Source organism: Streptomyces sp. PKU-EA00015 (genome assembly GCF_013387495.1).
Taxonomy (GTDB): Bacteria; Actinomycetota; Actinomycetes; order Streptomycetales; family Streptomycetaceae; genus Streptomyces.
Map to the genome: position 1 here is coordinate 94,802 of NZ_JABZEE010000051.1, position 16,499 is coordinate 111,300.

14 protein-coding genes are annotated in these 16,499 nt (G+C 71.1%); 1 reads left to right on the forward strand and 13 read right to left on the reverse strand.

Annotated features, from left to right (window positions below; all coding sequences use genetic code 11):
- Positions 1 to 4: 4 nt before the first annotated feature.
- The 5 genes from HW130_RS28385 to HW130_RS28405 all read right to left on the reverse strand — a co-directional run bounded on the left by HW130_RS28385 (position 5) and on the right by HW130_RS28405 (position 4,537).
- On the reverse strand, positions 5 to 856 hold the full coding sequence (locus HW130_RS28385) for a carbohydrate ABC transporter permease (protein ID WP_177152594.1): 852 nt from the start codon (positions 854 to 856) through the stop codon (positions 5 to 7).
- The gene (locus HW130_RS28390) at positions 853 to 1,797 is read right to left on the reverse strand and encodes a carbohydrate ABC transporter permease (RefSeq protein ID WP_177152625.1); all 945 of its coding nucleotides are present in this window, start codon (positions 1,795 to 1,797) and stop codon (positions 853 to 855) included. The genes HW130_RS28385 and HW130_RS28390 overlap by 4 nt, the downstream gene beginning before the upstream one ends.
- A 290-nt stretch (positions 1,798 to 2,087) precedes the next feature.
- Entirely contained in the window at positions 2,088 to 3,386 is a 1,299-nt protein-coding gene (locus HW130_RS28395; protein ID WP_177152595.1) for an extracellular solute-binding protein, read from the reverse strand.
- 239 nt (positions 3,387 to 3,625) lie between these two features.
- Positions 3,626 to 3,913 carry a DUF3039 domain-containing protein gene (locus tag HW130_RS28400; RefSeq protein ID WP_177152596.1) on the reverse strand — a complete coding sequence of 96 codons (288 nt, stop codon included), beginning with the start codon at positions 3,911 to 3,913 and terminating at the stop codon, positions 3,626 to 3,628.
- Positions 3,914 to 3,976: 63 nt separating this feature from the next.
- Positions 3,977 to 4,537 carry a YqgE/AlgH family protein gene (locus HW130_RS28405; protein ID WP_177152597.1) on the reverse strand — a complete coding sequence of 187 codons (561 nt, stop codon included), beginning with the start codon at positions 4,535 to 4,537 and terminating at the stop codon, positions 3,977 to 3,979.
- Between the two features lie 302 nt (positions 4,538 to 4,839).
- Between HW130_RS28405 and murA the strand changes: the two genes are divergently transcribed.
- Positions 4,840 to 6,180: a UDP-N-acetylglucosamine 1-carboxyvinyltransferase gene (gene murA / locus HW130_RS28410; RefSeq protein ID WP_177152598.1), complete on the forward strand. Its 1,341-nt coding sequence runs from the start codon at positions 4,840 to 4,842 to the stop codon at positions 6,178 to 6,180.
- 244 nt (positions 6,181 to 6,424) lie between these two features.
- On the opposite strand, the gene HW130_RS28415 is transcribed toward murA, so the two are convergent.
- From HW130_RS28415 to HW130_RS28450, 8 genes are all read right to left on the reverse strand, one after another.
- Positions 6,425 to 6,706: an HU family DNA-binding protein gene (locus HW130_RS28415; RefSeq protein ID WP_004571953.1), complete on the reverse strand. Its 282-nt coding sequence runs from the start codon at positions 6,704 to 6,706 to the stop codon at positions 6,425 to 6,427.
- A gap of 353 nt (positions 6,707 to 7,059) precedes the next feature.
- Positions 7,060 to 8,490: an NAD-dependent malic enzyme gene (locus tag HW130_RS28420; RefSeq protein WP_177152599.1), complete on the reverse strand. Its 1,431-nt coding sequence runs from the start codon at positions 8,488 to 8,490 to the stop codon at positions 7,060 to 7,062.
- A gap of 389 nt (positions 8,491 to 8,879) precedes the next feature.
- A complete protein-coding gene (locus HW130_RS28425; protein ID WP_177152600.1) occupies positions 8,880 to 11,156 on the reverse strand; it encodes a UvrD-helicase domain-containing protein in 2,277 nt (758 codons plus the stop codon).
- Between the two features lie 164 nt (positions 11,157 to 11,320).
- Complete coding sequence (locus tag HW130_RS28430; protein WP_177152601.1) at positions 11,321 to 12,142, reverse strand: anti-sigma factor; 822 nt, start codon at positions 12,140 to 12,142, stop codon at positions 11,321 to 11,323.
- Entirely contained in the window at positions 12,139 to 12,759 is a 621-nt protein-coding gene (locus tag HW130_RS28435) for a sigma-70 family RNA polymerase sigma factor (RefSeq protein WP_177152602.1), read from the reverse strand. Before HW130_RS28435 ends, HW130_RS28430 begins: the two co-directional genes overlap by 4 nt.
- 100 nt (positions 12,760 to 12,859) lie before the next feature.
- Positions 12,860 to 13,456: an ABATE domain-containing protein gene (locus HW130_RS28440; protein WP_177152603.1), complete on the reverse strand. Its 597-nt coding sequence runs from the start codon at positions 13,454 to 13,456 to the stop codon at positions 12,860 to 12,862.
- 280 nt (positions 13,457 to 13,736) lie between these two features.
- Positions 13,737 to 14,882, reverse strand: a complete 1,146-nt coding sequence (locus HW130_RS28445; protein ID WP_177152604.1) for a uroporphyrinogen-III synthase — start codon at positions 14,880 to 14,882, stop codon at positions 13,737 to 13,739.
- 139 nt (positions 14,883 to 15,021) lie between these two features.
- Positions 15,022 to 16,374, reverse strand: a complete 1,353-nt coding sequence (locus tag HW130_RS28450) for a NarK/NasA family nitrate transporter (RefSeq protein ID WP_177152605.1) — start codon at positions 16,372 to 16,374, stop codon at positions 15,022 to 15,024.
- Positions 16,375 to 16,499: the final 125 nt, after the last annotated feature.

Consider the following 16,499-nt stretch of genomic DNA (forward strand, 5'->3'; position numbering starts at 1 on the left):
CGCGTCAGTCCTTCACCGCGCCGCCCAGCCCGGAGACCAGACGTCGCTGAACGAGTACGAAGAAGACGAGCACCGGCACGGTCATCACGGTAGAGGCCGCCATGATCCCGCCCCAGTCGTTCTCGTCCGGCTTGAAGAAGACGAGCAGCGCCATCGGCAGCGTCGACTGCGACGTGTCGCTGATGATGAACGACTTGGCGAAGAGGAAATCGTTCCATGTCGAGATGAACGAGAACACGCTCGTCGCCACCAGCCCGGGAAAGACCAGCGGGAAGAGGATCTGCCACAGGAACCGCGTACGGCTCGCGCCGTCGATGTACGCGGCCTCCTCCAGGGCCTCGGGGACCGCCTTGACGAAGCCGCGCAGCATCCAGATCGCGAACGGCAGCGAGAAGGCGATGTGCGGCAGGATCAGCGAGCCGAGGGTGTTCAGCTGTCCGGCGTCGCGCATCAGGAAGAACAGCGGAATCGTCAGGGCCTCGATCGGCACCATCTGCGCGACGAGGAACATGACGAGCAGGGTCGTACGGAACCGGAACCGGAACCGGGTGACCGCCGTGGCGGCCAGGAACGCGATCAGCGCCGAGGCGACGACGACCGTTCCCGCCACGATCAGGCTGTTGAGGAAATAACGGCCGAATTCCTGCTGTTCGAAGACCCGGCGGAAGGAGTCCAGCGAGGGGGCGAGCGTCCAGGGACGCGGCTGGGCGGACTGGATCTCACCGGCCGGTTTGAAGGCGGAGAGGACCATCCAGTACAGCGGGAAGGCGACCACCAGCGCGACGGCGAGCGCCGTCGCCTCGGCGGCGAGCCGTCCGGGACGCCGGATCCGCCACGCGCTCGTACCGAGGCTCATATCTCTTCTCCCTGGCGTCGCAGCAGTCGCAGGTACACGAGCGTGACCGCGAGCAGAATCAGCAGCATGACCACGCCGATCGCCGAACCCAGGCTGTACTGGGAGGACGCGAACGCCTTCTGATAGGCGTACACATTGAGCACGAGATTCTGTCCGGCGATGCCTCCGCCGTTCGTCATCACGTAGATCTGCGTGAAGACCTTGAAGTCCCAGATGATCGACTGAATGGTGACGACGACGAGGATGGGCCGCAGCATCGGGGCCGTGACGGAACGCCAGATGCGCCACTGCGACGCCCCGTCCAGCGAGGCCGCCTCCAGCACCTCGCCGGGAATCGCCTTGATGCCCGCGTAGACCGTCACCATCACGAACGGGAACGAACACCACACGACCTCGAAGAGGACGAGCGAGAAGGCGCTCCAGCGGCCGTAGGTCCAGGAGAAGTCGCCCAGAGCGAGGACCCGGTTGACCGGGCCGTGGTCGGGGTCGAAGAGGAAGACCCAGACGGTGGAGCCCGTGATCGCCGGGGTGGCCCACGCGCCGAGCGCGGCCAGCATCAGGGCGAGGCGCGGCAGCGCCCGTACGCGGGTCAGCAGGACCGCGAGCGCGCAGCCGAGGGCGAGGGTGGCGAGGACGCAGGCGGCGGCGAAGAGCACGGTCGCGAGGAGCACCTGCCGGAACTGGCTGTCGGCGAGGAGGGTGCGGTAGTTGCCGAGGCCCTGGAAGCTGGTCGGCTCGCCGCCGCTGACCTGGGCCTGGGTGTACTCCAGGAAGGAGATGAGGCCGAGCTGGTAGACCGGGTAGACGAGCAGGGCGGCGAGGACGGCCAGGGCGGGCGCGAGGTAGATCCACGGGGTCCAGCCCCCGCGCCGCCCCGGCGCCCTCGGGGCCCGGCGGCCCCCGGTCGGCGGCTCCTTGCCGGGCCGCCCGGCCCGCGCCACAGTCTTGACGACGGCGGCGGGGTCGGCCGTGCCGGCCGCGGCACGCGGGCCGGCACCCGCCGACGCCCTTGTCGCCGCGGGCGGCACGGTGTCCGACTCGGACGGGCCGGCCGCGGTCGTCTCGTGGTGTGCGGGCTCGTCGGCCGGGGACGGCGGAGGCGCGGCCGCCTCGGAAGCCGGGGCGCCGGGGGACGCGGACGGGCCGGACGGGGACGGGCCGGACGGGGACGGCGGCGCGGTGGCGGACTCCGTTCGCCCGGTCGTGCCGTTCGTGCGGTGCGTCATCGGCGTCAGCCCGCCGACGCGAACGCCGCGTCCATCTTCTCCGCCGCGTCCTTCGACGCGGCCGCCACGTCCTTCTTGCCGCTGACGATCTCCTGGAACATCGAGGGCAGGACGAGCGAGGCGTCGATCCGGCCCCACGCCGGGGACGCGGGCACGAACTTGGCTCCCGCGTCGAGCGTCTTGATGAACGGTTCGACGAACGGCTCCTTCTTCGCGGCCTCGGCCCGCACGTCGGTGTACGTCGGCAGGAAGCCCATCGCGTCGAACAGCTTCGCCTGCGTCTCCTTGCCCGCGAACCGCTTCATCAGGTCCACCGCCAGGGTGCGGTGCGAACTGCTCCTGAGAACACCGATGTTGTTGCCGCCCGCGAAGGCAGGAGCGATCTCGCCCGCCCTCAGCCCGGGCAGCGGCACGACGGCGTACTTGCCCTTGACCGAGCCGGCCTCGACCGCCTGGTGGCTGAAGTCGCCGCCGATGGCCATGGCCGCCTTGCCGGAGGCGAACGCGGTGACCGTCGCGTTGCCGCCCATGGAGGCGCACTTGGCGGCGGGACAGTTGTCGTCGCCGAACAGGGATGTGTAGGCCGTGATGCCCTTCCGTGCGGCGGCGCTGTCGATGGCGGACGTGTACGAGCCGCCGCTGCGGGAGGCGAGCTCGCCGCCGTTGGCCCAGATGAAGGGCATCGCGCCGTAGGTGTACGCGCCGCCGACCGCGAGCCCGTACAGCTCCGGCTTCTGCTTGCGGATCTTCTTGGCGGTCGCGATCAGTTCGCCCTGGGTCCTGGGCGGTTCGACGCCCAGCTCCTGGAAGACGTCGGTGCGGTAGTAGAGCGCGCGGGCTCCCACGAAGAGGGGCGCGCCGTAGACCTTTCCGCCGACCGTGACCGACTCCCGGGCGGTGGGGTCGGTGTCCTTCGCCTCGTCCCAGGCCCCGAACTCGGCCGTGACGTCGGCGAGTCCGCCGTCCTTCACGTATCCGGCGGTGTCGGTGTTGCCGTACTCGATGACGTCGGGGGCGCTCGCCGGGTCGTTGAAGGCGGCCTTGATGCGCTGGGCGCGGGTCTCGACGGGGATGTACTCGACCTCGACCTCCGCGCCCTTGTGCGCCTTCTCGAAGGCGGCGACCGCGGCGTCGACGACCTGCTCCTTGGGCTTGTTGTTGACCTCCTGGAAGAGCCAGACCCGCAGGGTGCCGCTCTTGGCGTCCTCCTTGGCGCCGGTGTCGGAGGTCTGGGGGGCGCAGGCGGTGAGGCCCGCCAGGGCGAGTGCCGCCACGGGGGCGGCGAGTGTGGCGATGAGCTTCATGCGGGAAACCCCCACGCGTCGTCGCGTTGCAGTATGCGCAACGCATGTTTCGTACTGCACAACACGCAGGAGGCTAGAGGTGGCCGGCGCAGCGCCACAAGTGGTCTCAACCACTCTGTGACCGGCAGCCGCACCCCGTGCAACGCCGCGGCGAGGACCGAGGACGCGAAACGGCCCCCGGGGGCACGCGAAACGCGCACCCCGGGGGCCGTCGGAAGAAGCCGTCGAGCGGCGGCGGACTACTTCTTCTTGTCGCCGTCCTTGCCCTTGTCGCCACCCGAGCTCATGGACTCGTAGATCTCCTTGCACAGCGGGCAGACCGGGTACTTCTTGGGGTCACGCCCCGGCACCCAGACCTTTCCGCATAGCGCGACCACGGGAGTGCCGTCGAGGGCACTCGCCATGATCTTGTCCTTCTGGACGTAATGGGCGAAGCGCTCGTGGTCGCCGTCGCCGTGCGACACCTGCGGCGTCGGCTCTACCAGGGTCCCGGTGCCTGTCCCGCGCTCGGGCTCAAGAGTGCTCATGAGCTCCAAGGGTACCCACGCCGACGCCGGTACGGGAGCGAGGACCCCGGCGCGGCGATCCGGTCAGTTGAGGGACGGGTCGTCCGGATACGTCGCGAACATGGCCAGTTCGTTGCGCTGGCGGCGCAGCACCGCACGCCACAGCGTCTCCGGCCGCGGCGAGGACACGTCGCCGGGCTCCGACTCGACGACGTACCACGCGCCGTCCTGCAGCTCGGCCTCCAGCTGGCCCGGGCCCCAGCCCGCGTATCCGGCGAAGATCCGCAGGGAACCGAGCGCGGAGCCGAGCAGCTCGGGCGGCGCCTCCAGGTCGACGAGGCCGATCGCCCCGTACACCCGCCGCCAGCCGAGCGGCCCCTCGTCGCCGGGGATCACCGCGACGCCGAGCGCCGAGTCCAGGGAGACGGGACCGCCCTGGAAGACGACACCGGGCTCCCCCGCCAGCGCGGCCCAGGACTCGAGGATGTCGCCCACGTCGACGGGTGTGGGCCTGTTGAGGACGACGCCGAGAGAACCCTCGTCGTCGTGGTCGAGCAGCAGGACCACCGCGCGGTCGAAGTTCGGGTCCGCGAGGGAAGGTGTGGCGACGAGCAGCCGCCCTGTGAGCGAGGACACCTCGGTCATGCGACACATGATCCCGCATCTCGGCCGTCCGCGGGGGCGGAGCGGCACAGTGCGCCACCGCGGGTGCGAGGGGGCGCAGGTCGGAGCGTGCCCCGCGCGCGGGCGTCCGGGTGCCGTCGGCGCCCCGGGTCCGGTGACAGTGTGCGAGAGGCGGCGGACGGAACGTGTTGTACCCGATTCATTACGTACCAAGAGCCCCCTCACCCATACATCGAAGGGCCCCGGGCCCCTTACCCTTTTCTCTGGCCCTGCCCGACGGCCCCCTCGATGCGCTGGGGGGACCCCTGCGGAACGCGAGATTCATGACCGGCACAGACGATGTACTGCTTGTCCACGGCGGAACCCCGCTGGAGGGCGAGATCCGCGTCCGCGGCGCGAAGAACCTCGTGCCCAAGGCGATGGTCGCCGCCCTGCTCGGCAGCGAGCCGAGCAGGCTGCGCAATGTGCCCGACATCCGCGATGTGAGAGTCGTCCGCGGACTGCTCCAGCTCCACGGCGTGACGGTCCGCCCGGGCGACGAGCCCGGCGAGCTGGTCCTCGACCCCACGCACGTCGAGAGCGCGAACGTCGCCGACATCGATGCCCACGCGGGCTCCTCGCGCATCCCGATCCTGTTCTGCGGCCCGCTGCTGCACCGGCTCGGGCACGCGTTCATCCCGGGTCTGGGCGGCTGCGACATCGGCGGCCGGCCGATCGACTTCCACTTCGACGTCCTGCGCCAGTTCGGCGCCACGATCGAGAAGCGTGCGGACGGCCAGTACCTGGAGGCCCCGCAGCGGCTGCGCGGCACCAAGATCCGTCTGCCGTACCCGTCGGTCGGCTCGACCGAGCAGGTGCTGCTGACGGCGGTGCTCGCCGAGGGCGTCACCGAGCTGACCAACGCGGCGGTCGAGCCGGAGATCGAGGACCTGATCTGCGTCCTGCAGAAAATGGGCGCGATCATCTCCATGGACACGGACCGGACGATCCGGATCACCGGTGTCGACAAGCTCGGCGGCTACACCCACCGCGCGCTCCCGGACCGCCTGGAGGCGGCGTCCTGGGCGTCGGCGGCCCTGGCCACCGAGGGCAACATCTACGTGCGCGGCGCTCAGCAGCGCTCCATGATGACGTTCCTGAACACGTACCGGAAGGTCGGCGGCGCCTTCGAGATCGACGACGAGGGCATCCGCTTCTGGCACCCGGGCGGTCAGCTGAAGTCCATCGCGCTGGAGACGGACGTCCACCCCGGCTTCCAGACCGACTGGCAGCAGCCGCTGGTCGTGGCCCTGACACAGGCGACGGGGCTGTCGATCGTGCACGAGACGGTGTACGAGTCGCGGCTCGGCTTCACGTCCGCGCTGAACCAGATGGGCGCGCACATCCAGCTCTACCGGGAGTGCCTGGGCGGCTCCGACTGCCGCTTCGGCCAGCGCAACTTCCTCCACTCGGCGGTCGTGTCGGGTCCGACGAAGCTCCAGGGCGCGGATCTGGTCATCCCCGACCTGCGCGGCGGCTTCTCGTACCTGATCGCGGCGCTGGCGGCGCAGGGGACGAGCCGGGTGCACGGCATCGACCTGATCAACCGCGGCTACGAGAACTTCATGGAGAAGCTGGAGAAGCTCGGCGCGAAGGTCGAGCTGCCCGGCGGCCCGATCGTCTGACGCATCCTCACCGACGGCCCTCGCGGGTTTCCCGCGGGGGCCGTCGGCGTTGTCGGACGGTACGACATCCGCCGCAGCGCCTCGCGCACGCACTCGGCGGACGGCCCAGCCGGTGGCCGTCGCAGGGCCCCTGGAGGACCACGGAGCCGTCCCGCGGCGGTGCGAGTGGTACGGGGGCACCCGGCGCCGGGCGTGCGGAAGGGCGGGCACCCGTAGCGGTGCCCGCCCTCCGGCGCTTCAGGCCTTACTTGCCCTTGGCGGCTTCCTTGAGCTTCGAGCCCGCGGAGACCTTCACGCTGTAGCCGGCCGGGATCTGGATCGGGTCGCCGGTCTGCGGGTTACGAGCGGTGCGAGCGGCACGGTGGGTGCGCTCGAAGGTCAGGAAGCCGGGGATGGTGACCTTCTCGTCGCCCTTGGCGACGACCTCGCCGACGGTCTCGGCGAGAGCGGCCAGAACGGCGTCGGCGTCCTTGCGGGTCACCTCGGCGCGGTCGGCCAGCGCGGCCACCAGCTCACTGCGGTTCATTTCGTTACTCCCGTGTTCTTCTTGCCTGTGAGGCGTGGATCGAAGCCGATGCTGCCAGGGCCCTCGGACAGTCCCCGGACCCGGGTCTGCTGTCAGACCCCTCCGCGCCCGCGGGGGTCCCCCCAAGGCGCAGGTCCTCGAGGAAGCATCCTGCCCCCACCAGCGGCGGGAAAGCCAATCCGGCACCCTCCGGAGTCACACGAAAAGCGCCAGCGCCCTGTCGTGGTGACGTTCCGTCGACTCCCTTGAGACTCATTGGAGCGGCCCGGCCGCGGCCGGACTGCGGCCGCGGGCTCATGGTCCGCCACCCTAAAGGGGGGTTTGGGATGCCGCGACCCGCGACGCGCCGTATGTCAGGCGGACGTGGGGCCCGTCACAGCCGCTGCCGCCCTCGCCGCCTCGCGGACGGCGCCCGCGACGGCACCCGCGACCTTGTCGTTGAAGACCGACGGAACGATGTAGTTCGGATTGAGCTCGTCCTCGGTCACGACGTCCGCGAGCGCGGCCGCCGCCGCCAGCATCATCTCCGTGTTGACGGTCCGGGACTGGGCGTCCAGCAGACCGCGGAACACACCCGGGAACACCAGCACGTTGTTGATCTGGTTGGGGAAGTCGGAACGGCCCGTGGCCACAACTGCCGCCGTCTGACGGGCGATTGCCGGGTCGACCTCCGGATCCGGATTCGCGAGCGCGAAGACGATCGCCCCGTCCGCCATCGCCGCGACGTCCTCCGCACCCAGCAGATTCGGAGCCGAGACACCGATGAACACATCGGCCCCCACCACCGCCTCCCTGAGCGTGCCGGTGACGCCCTCCGGGTTGGTGTTGTCCGCGATCCAGCGCAGCGGGGAATCGCCCGCCGCCCCCACCAGGTCCTCACGGCCCGCGTGCACGACACCGTGGATGTCGGCCACCACGGCGTGCTTGACACCCGCCGCGATCAGCAGTTTCAGGATGGCCGTGCCGGCCGCGCCCGCACCAGACATGACCACCCGCACATCGCCGACCGACTTGCCCACCACACGCAGCGCGTTGGTCAGCGCGGCGAGGACGACGATGGCGGTGCCGTGCTGGTCGTCGTGGAAGACGGGGATGTCCAGCGCCTCGCGCAGCCGGGCCTCGATCTCGAAGCAGCGGGGCGCGGAGATGTCCTCCAGGTTGATGCCGGCGAAGCCGGGGGCGATCGCCTTGACGATCTCCACGATCGCGTCCGTGTCCTGGGTGTCCAGGCAGATGGGCCAGGCGTCGATGCCCGCGAACCGCTTGAACAGGGCCGCCTTGCCCTCCATGACCGGCAGCGCGGCCTTGGGGCCGATGTTGCCCAGGCCCAGCACGGCGGAGCCGTCCGTCACCACGGCGACGGAGTTGCGCTTGATCGTCAGGCGGCGGGCGTCCTCGGGGTTCTCCGCGATCGCCATGCACACACGCGCCACACCCGGCGTGTAGATCATCGAGAGGTCGTCACGGTTGCGGATGGGATGCTTGGACGCCATCTCGATCTTGCCGCCGAGGTGCATCAGGAACGTACGGTCGGACACCTTGCCGAGGACGACACCCTCGATCTTGCGCAGCTCCTCGACGATCTCGTCGGCATGCGCGGTGGAACTCGCGGCGATCGTGACGTCGATACGCAGCTTCTCGTGACCGGAAGCGGTCACGTCCAGGCCGGTCACGGAGCCGCCGTTGGACTCCACAGCCGTGGTCAGCTGGGAGACCGCGGTTCCGCTCGCGGGCACCTCCAGCCGGACCGTCATCGAGTACGAGACGCTGGGCGCCGTTGCCATGACCGGGTTCCTCTGCTTTCCCTAGCTTCGTTGCTGCGCGACGTCAGGGGCCGAGGCCCGGCAGCGCCTAACGATGGTGACACCTACCTGCCGGTAGCAGGTAATGCGGTCATTTTGTTTTCGGAAACTCTTTTCCACCATACGAGAAGCTGCTGGGAAACAGAAGAGGCCCGGAGTCACCGATACGGTGACTCCGGGCCTCTTCCAGGTGGTTCAAGTGGCACCGACCCGCCATGCTCGCCTCGCGGCAAGTGGTCGCTCGTAGCGACGAAGGTTGGGCCCGGGGGCTTGGATCGAGCCGGTGCCACACCCAGGCTAACGCACCACCCGGGCAAGTGATTCCCCCTCCGCGTGTTGACTCGCCGTCAGTCACCCGCGGGCCGCACTCGTCAGTCGCGCAACAGGTCGGGCACGCCCTCCGCGTCCGGCTGGTCACGGCGGTCCGAGACGACCGTGAGCTGCTGCGTCGCGCGGGTCAGCGCCACGTACAGCACCCGCAGGCCGGCCGGCGACTCGTCCGCGATCTCCGCGGGCGAGACGACCACCGTCGCGTCGTACTCCAGTCCCTTGGCCTCCAGCGAACCGAGGGCCACCACGCGCTCGCCGAGACCCGCGAGCCAGCGGGCCGTCTGCTCGCGGCGGTTCATGGCGACGACGACGCCCACGGTGCCCTCCACCCGGGCCAGCAGCCGCTCGGCCTCGGCCCGCACCGCCCCCGCCAGGTCGCCGCCGTCCGGGACGACGGCGAACCGCGGCTCGACGCCCGTCGAGCGGACCGCAGAGGGCGCCTGCATGCCCGGCATGGCCAGGGCGAGCACCCTGGCGGCCAGCTCGGCGATCTCGGCGGGGTTCCGGTAGTTCACGGTCAGCTCGAAACGACGCCGCGGACGGGTGCCCAGCGCCTCGTCGCGCGCCTCGGCCGCCTCGTCCGGGGACGACCAGGACGACTGGGCCGGGTCGCCGACGACGGTCCAGGTGGCGTGCCTGCCGCGGCGGCCGACCATGCGCCACTGCATGGGAGTCAGGTCCTGCGCCTCGTCGACGATCACGTGTGCGTACTCGGTCCGCTCGGCCGCGAGCCGCTCCGCGCGTTCGCGCTGCGACTCCTCGCGCTGCGGCATCAGCTCCTCGAGACCGGTGAGCTGGTCCAGCGGGTCGAGCTCGCGTCTCCTGCGCGGCCTGGCGGGCGTGCCGAGCAGGGTGTCCAGCTCGTCCAGGAGCGCCACGTCGTGCACGGACAGGGCGTCCCGGCGCAGGGAACGGGAGAGCCTGCGCACCTCCCCCGGGTTCAGTACCCGGCGGGCCCAGCGGCCGAGCCGCTTCTCGTCCGCCATCGCCGTCAGCACGCCGCGCGGGGTCAGCTCCGGCCACCAGGCGTCCAGGAACGCGACGAAGCCGTCCTCGCCGGTGACGTCCTCGTCGAAGGAGGAGCGCAGCTCGGCCGCCAGCTCGGGGTCGTCGTGCCGTCCGGCGGCTCCGGACTTGGCGTACAGGGCGTCCAGGAGCAGGCGGCGGGCGCGGGGGCGCAGCAGATTGACGGGGGTGGTGCCGCCCAGCACGTTGTTGCGGATGCGCTGGAGCTCGTCGGCCTCCAGCTCCAGACGCCGCCCGAAGGCGACGACGCGCAGTCGCGTGGGGGCCTCCCCCTGTTCGAGGGCGCCCCGGGCGGCCTTGCGCAGCACCTTGAGCATCCGGGAGGAGCCCTTGACGCGGGCCACGGCCGGTTCGTCGTACGCCGTCGCCTCGGCGCCGTCCACGAGGGAGCCGACCGCGCGGATGGCGACCTGGCCCTCCTCGCCGAGCGAGGGCAGCACGCCCTCGGTGTAGGCCACCAGGAGCGGCGTCGGCGAGACGATCAGGATGCCGCCCGCGTACCGCCGGCGGTCCTGGTAGAGCAGGTACGCGGCCCGGTGCAGGGCCACCGCGGTCTTGCCCGTGCCCGGGCCGCCCTCGACGTAGGTCACGGAGGCGGCGGGTGCGCGGATGACGAGATCCTGCTCTGCCTGGATGGAGGCGACGATGTCGCGCATGGTGTGGCTGCGGGCCTGTCCCAGGGCCGCCATCAGCGCGCCGTCGCCGACGACGGGCAGCTCCTCGCCGCCGAGGAACGCGGTCAGCTCGGGACGCATCAGGTCGTCCTCGACGCCTAGGACCTTGCGCCCCTTGGAGCGGATGACGCGCCGGCGCACCACGCGGCCGGGGTCGACGGGCGTGGAGCGGTAGAAGGGCGCGGCGGCCGGGGCACGCCAGTCGATGACCAGCGGGGCGTAGTCGGAGTCGAGGACCCCGATGCGGCCGATGTGCAGGGTCTCGCCGATGTCGGCCGTGTTGTCCGGCCGTACGGCGTCGTCGGCGGGCTCGACGGATGTGTACGCGCCGTCGGGGCCCTTCTCGCCGTCCTTGCCGTACAGCAGGTCGACACGGCCGAAGAGGAAGTCCTCGAACTCGTTGTTGAGCCGGTTCAGGTGCACGCCGGCGCGGAAGACCTGGGCGTCCCGCTCGGCGAGCGCGCCGGGCGTGCCGACCTGCCCCCGCTTGGCGGCGTCGTTCATCAGGAACTCCGCCTCGTGGATCTTCTCCTCGAGACGGCGGTACACCCGGTCCAGGTGGATCTGCTCGACGGCGATCTCCCGGTCCCGCACCGAGTCGGCTGCGGAGCCGATCACGGTGTCGACAACGGAATCAACGGATTCAGCGGCATGCGGCGCGGCCACCGAGGCCCCCTTCTGACGTGCACTGGGCAGCCGTCAACCGTACGCCAAGGGGGGCGGACATTGCACCTGTACCGGCCGCGCCGGGTCAGCGGTCTGCCCGTGCGCGGCCGGGCGGGCTACGCGTCGACCTCCACCAGGCGCTGCCCGTCGAAGGTGCGCACCTCGAAGTGGTCGATGTCGTTGCGGTCCATCGACGCGCCGCCGTGCACGTACAGCGGGTTCTTCGCGGCCTTCTCGGGGCTGTCGGGGATGCCGTAGCCCCACTTCGGCACGGCCCAGGACGTCACGACCTCCTCCTCGCCGGTCTTGGACACGGCGATGAGGTTGCACTTCAGGGGGCCCTTGACGTTCTTGAGCTCCAGGACGGTGTGGGTGCCCCAGCCCTTCTTCTCCATGCCGACGACCGCGCTGACCTTCGTCGTCGCGTCGATGGCCTGCACCTTCTCCTCCATGTGGTTGAAGAAGGCGTCCTCGGCGGGGCTGGTCGGGTGCGGTTCGACGGCCTGGTTGCCGGTGGTGTCGTCGGCCGTGACCACGACCGCGACGGCCGGGCCGCCGATGATCAGCGCCGCCGCGGCCGCGAGGAGGTACATGCCACGCCGGCGCTTGGCGGCACGGCCCGCGGCCACCTCGTTCAGCAGGCCGTCGAGGACCCGGGGGCTCGGGGACGTGGGCACGACGGGTGCGGGGCGCGGCGGCGGGAAGTCCATGCGGCCCGGCATCCCGGGAAGACTGTGGACATTCTGCGGCGGCGGGGCCGGCGCCTCGGCCAGCATGGCCAGCATCGGCTCCATCCCCGAGAACTCCTCGAGGCGGGCGGCGCAGATGTCGCACCCGGCGAGGTGCGCCTCGAAGGCGGAGGCGTCCGCCTCGTCGAGCACGCCGAGCACGTACGCGCCGACGGCGTCGTGTACGGACTCCTGCTCGTACCTGGTCATGCCGAGACCCCCCTCTCCTCCAGAGCGAGCTTCATGGAACGGAGCGCGTAGAACACTCGGGACCGCACGGTCCCACTGGGTATGCCGAGCGTTTCGGCCGCCTCATTGACCGTACGCCCCTTGAAATACGTCTCGACAAGGACTTCCCTGTGGGCGGGCGTCAAATCGTCGAGCGCATCCGAGAGCGTCATCAGCCACAACGCCTTGTCGATCTCGTCCTCCGCGGGCATGACCTCCAGCGGCGACGGATCGACCTCCTGCGGCCGGGCCTGCCGGCTGCGGTGACCGTCGATGACGATGCGCCGGGCGACCGTCACCAGCCAGGGTCGGACAGAGCCGGTCGCCCGGTTGAGCTGACCGGCGTTCTTCCAGGCACGGATGAGCGTCTCCTGCACGACGTCCTCGGCGCGCTGGCGGTCGCCTGCGACGAGACGCAGTACATAGGCGAGCAACGGTCCCGCGTGTTCGCGATAGAGAGCGCGCATCAACTCCTCGTCGGGGACGGAGGAATCGATGCGCGGCTTCTGCCCCCCCGAGCCCTCCGGGCCCGGGAGGTGCCCCCTGCGATGGCGGGCCCGTTGCGGACGGTCATCGGCCACGGCGGCATCCTTGCGCACCTGAACCTCCCCGGTCGAGACCTTGTTTCCTGGTCCCCCTTCACTACGGGGTCCGGAAGAGGATCACTCAACGGGCGAAGAAGAAATTTCAAGATCTTTTTCAGTGGGCGGCCGCTTTGCGCCGGTGCCGGGCCACGCGCTCGCGATTGCCGCACACCTCGCTGGAGCACCAGCGCCGCCGCCGGCCGCGGGAGGTGTCCAGGTAGACGCGGGCGCAGCTGTCGCCCTCGCACCGGCGGAGCCGGGAGCGGGCGACGGGGTCGGTGAGCAGGTCGACGGCGTCGCGGGCGACGGCCGCGAGCAGCGCGCCGCGCCCGGGCGCGGCGCTCAGTGCCCGTACGAGCGTGCCGTCCCCGTCCCGTACGGCCCTGATGCCGGGCGGCGGTCCCTCGGCAAGGGCGTTGAGGGTCTCCAACGCCGGGCCCGCGGGGCGTCCTTCAAGTGCGGCGCCCACCAATTGGGCTACGCACTCGCGCAGTTCGACGAAGCCGGTGACCCAGGAGTCGTCGACCGCGCCGATACGGGTCCCGGCGGGCACGAGCCCGGTGCCCGTCAGCCAGCAGGAGAGCCGCCCCGGCCCGGCGAGCGGTTCCCACGCGGCGCCCGCCCGGTCGGCCTGTGGTGCCGTGGCCACGAGATCCAGGCAGACCCGCCCGGAGTCGAACCGCCACTCGTACGAGCCCGTGCCCGCCGCCATGTGCCTGTCACCGCCTAGGGTTTCACGACCGGCTGTCCCCACCAGAGTGCCCGCCCGCCCCTCCCCCCGAAAGCCCGCGTCGGCCCCGCACCCGGCGATCGGGCAAATCCGGCCCCGCCGACGCTTGAGGTGCTGGGCCCGGGGCAGACACCCGCCGCACCGACGCCCCCAGCGACACCCGGCCCCGCCGCACCCCCACGACCGGGCCGAATCCAGCCCCGCCGGTGCTTGAGGCGCGGGGCCGGGGCAGAGCCCCGCACACCCGCCGGGTGGCCCCGGCTCAGGCCCCCGCGTACTTCGTGTCCGCCGACGGGTCCAGCGACAGCCGGTACCCGCGTTTGACCACGGTCTGGATCAGCTTCGGCGCGCCCAGCGCCGTCCGCAGGCGCGCCATCGCCGTTTCGACGGCGTGCTCGTCCTTGCCCGTGCCCGGCAGCACCCGCAGCAGGTCGGCCCGGGAGACGACCCAGCCGGGGCGCAGCGACAGGGCCCGCAGCAGCGCCATACCCGCGGGCGGCACGGGGCGCAGGTCGTCGTCGACCAGGACCGCGTGGCCCCGGATCTCGACACGATGGCCCGCGAGCGGCAACGTACGGGCGCGAGCGGGCAGTTCGGCGCCGAGCAGCTGCACGAGCGGGCCGAGCCGGAACCGTTCCGGCTGCACCGTGGTCACCCCCGCCGCCTGGAGCGGCACCGCGGTGACCGGCCCCACGCACGCCGCGAGGACGTCGTGGTCGAAGGACTCCAGCAGCCGGCCCAGCAGCCCGCGGCTCTCCGCGCGGGAGAGCAGGGAGGCCGCGGCGGGCGCGCTCGTGAAGGTCACGGCGTCCAGGCCGCGCGCGATCGTCGCGTCGAGGAGCCGGTCGAGCGGGGCGATGTCCTCGGGCTCCATCCACCGGTACACCGGGACGAGGACGACGTCGGCGCCCGCGGCCCGCAGCGATTCGACGAACCCGGGCAGCGGCTCGCCGTGCAGCTGGAGGGCAATGCGGCGGCCGGAGACGCCCTCGTCCAGCAGCCGGTCCAGTACCTCCGCCATGGACTCGGAGGCCGGGGACCACTCCTCGGTCAGCCCGGCGGCCCGGATCGCGCCTTTCACCTTGGGACCGCGCGCGAGGAGTTCGACGCCGCGCAGCCGGGCGAGCAGATCCTCGCCGAAGCCCCATCCGTCGGCGGCTTCGACCCAGCCGCGGAAGCCGATGGCGGTGGTGGCGACGACCACGTCGGGCGCGTCGTCGATGAGTTCCTTGGTGGCGGCGAGGAGCTCCGCGTCGTCGGCGAGCGGAACGATGCGCAGCGCCGGGGCGTGCAGCACGGCCGCGCCCCGCCGCCGCAGCAGTGCGCCGAGCTCGTCGGCGCGGCGGGCGGCGGTGACGCCGACGGTGAAGCCCGCGAGCGGGCCGTGTGGTTGGCCGTGGTCGTGCATCTGGTCGTCCCTACTGAATGTGCCTGGATGTACCCCATTGGACTGCTGAACTGGCGGCCGAGCCTGTCAAAGGTGCATGACAGGCCCGGATCGCTCAGATTTCGCGGTTGTTACACACCCACTGATGCTTCCTGCCGGTTCAGACCCGGGCGTAGGCCGGCTCGGGCTCCGTCGCGGTCTCCGCGGTGCGGGCCGGGACGACGGCGGGCCGGCGAAGGTATACCGCCCACGTCAGCGCGGAGCACACCGCGTAGAAGGCGAGGAAGGCGACGAAGGCGCCGGTGCCGGTGCCCGCGGTCTGGAAGGACTGGCGGAAGGCGAGGTTGATCGCGAGCCCGCCGAGCGCGCCGACCGCTCCGATGAGCCCCATGGAGGCGCCGGAGAGCCGGCGCCCGTAGGCGGCCGCCGTCTCGCCGGTCATGCCCATGGCCAGCGCCTTGTTCTGGAAGATGCCGGGGATCATCTTGTACGTCGAGCCGTTGCCGAGCCCGCTGAGGACGAACAGGGCGATGAACCCGACGAGGAAGACGCCGAGGGACTCCTGGACGGACGCGGCGACGACGACTCCGGTGGCGGCGGCCATGCCGGCGAAGTTCCACAGGGTGATGCGGGCGCCGCCGAAGCGGTCGGCGAGCGCACCCCCGAGGGGCCGGATCAGCGAGCCGAGCAGCGGGCCGATGAAGGTGAGCGACGCGGCCTGCAGCGGGGTGCGCCCGAACTGCGTCTGCAGCACGAGACCGAAGGCGAAGCTGTAGCCGATGAACGAGCCGAAGGTGCCGATGTACAGGAAGGCCATGATCCAGGTGTGGCCCTCCTTGGCGGCGTCCTTCGCGGCACCGGTGTCGTTCTTGACCGGCGCCAGGTTGTCCATCCACAGGGCCGCGCACACGGCGGCGACCACGATGAGCGGCATGTAGATGCCGAGCACGAGCCGCGGGTGGGCCGCGCCCGCGGTGCCGATGATCAGCAGGGCGACGAGCTGGATGACGGGGACGCCGATGTTGCCGCCGCCCGCGTTGAGGCCGAGCGCCCAGCCCTTCTTCCGCAGCGGGAAGAAGGCGTTGATGTTCGTCATCGACGAGGCGAAGTTACCGCCGCCGACGCCGGTGAGGGCGGCGACCGCGATGAACGTGGCGTACGAGGTGCCGGGCTCCATCACCGCGTAGGCCGCGCCGGTCGGCAGGAGCAGCAGCAGCGCGCTGAAGACGGTCCAGTTGCGTCCGCCGAACCGGGCGACGGCGAAGGTGTACGGCACCCGGATCAGGGCCCCCACCACGGTCGCGGTGGCGATCAGGAAGAACTTCCCGGCCGGGTCCACGCCGTACTCGGGCCCCATGAAGAGGACCATCACGGACCACAGGCTCCAGATCGAGAACCCGATGTGCTCACTGAGTACGGAGAAGACGAGATTGCGCCGGGCGATCCGCTCCCCCTTCGTCTGCCAGAAGGTCTCGTCCTCGGGGTCCCACTGTTCGATCCATCGGCCTGCCATCACGCGCCTCCACCTGGTTCTCGTCGTGGGATACGACGCTATGGACGTCGCGTTTCAGGCCGGTGCCGTGAGGTGACCGGTGCGAAACCTTGCTCTCACGTCCGCCGTACCGGCCCCGTGAGGCC

Excerpts from the sequence above, each read along its gene's own strand:
- HW130_RS28385 (WP_177152594.1), bottom strand. The coding sequence starts at position 856 with ATGAGCCTCGGTACGAGCGCGTGGCGGATCCGGCGTCCCGGACGGCTC.
- HW130_RS28395 (WP_177152595.1), bottom strand. The coding sequence starts at position 3,386 with ATGAAGCTCATCGCCACACTCGCCGCCCCCGTGGCGGCACTCGCCCTG.
- HW130_RS28400 (WP_177152596.1), bottom strand. The coding sequence starts at position 3,913 with ATGAGCACTCTTGAGCCCGAGCGCGGGACAGGCACCGGGACCCTGGTA.
- HW130_RS28405 (WP_177152597.1), bottom strand. The coding sequence starts at position 4,537 with ATGACCGAGGTGTCCTCGCTCACAGGGCGGCTGCTCGTCGCCACACCT.
- murA (WP_177152598.1), top strand. The coding sequence starts at position 4,840 with ATGACCGGCACAGACGATGTACTGCTTGTCCACGGCGGAACCCCGCTG.
- HW130_RS28415 (WP_004571953.1), bottom strand. The coding sequence starts at position 6,706 with ATGAACCGCAGTGAGCTGGTGGCCGCGCTGGCCGACCGCGCCGAGGTG.
- HW130_RS28420 (WP_177152599.1), bottom strand. The coding sequence starts at position 8,490 with ATGGCAACGGCGCCCAGCGTCTCGTACTCGATGACGGTCCGGCTGGAG.
- HW130_RS28430 (WP_177152601.1), bottom strand. The coding sequence starts at position 12,142 with ATGACCAGGTACGAGCAGGAGTCCGTACACGACGCCGTCGGCGCGTAC.
- HW130_RS28440 (WP_177152603.1), bottom strand. The coding sequence starts at position 13,456 with ATGGCGGCGGGCACGGGCTCGTACGAGTGGCGGTTCGACTCCGGGCGG.
- HW130_RS28445 (WP_177152604.1), bottom strand. The coding sequence starts at position 14,882 with ATGCACGACCACGGCCAACCACACGGCCCGCTCGCGGGCTTCACCGTC.
- HW130_RS28450 (WP_177152605.1), bottom strand. The coding sequence starts at position 16,374 with ATGGCAGGCCGATGGATCGAACAGTGGGACCCCGAGGACGAGACCTTC.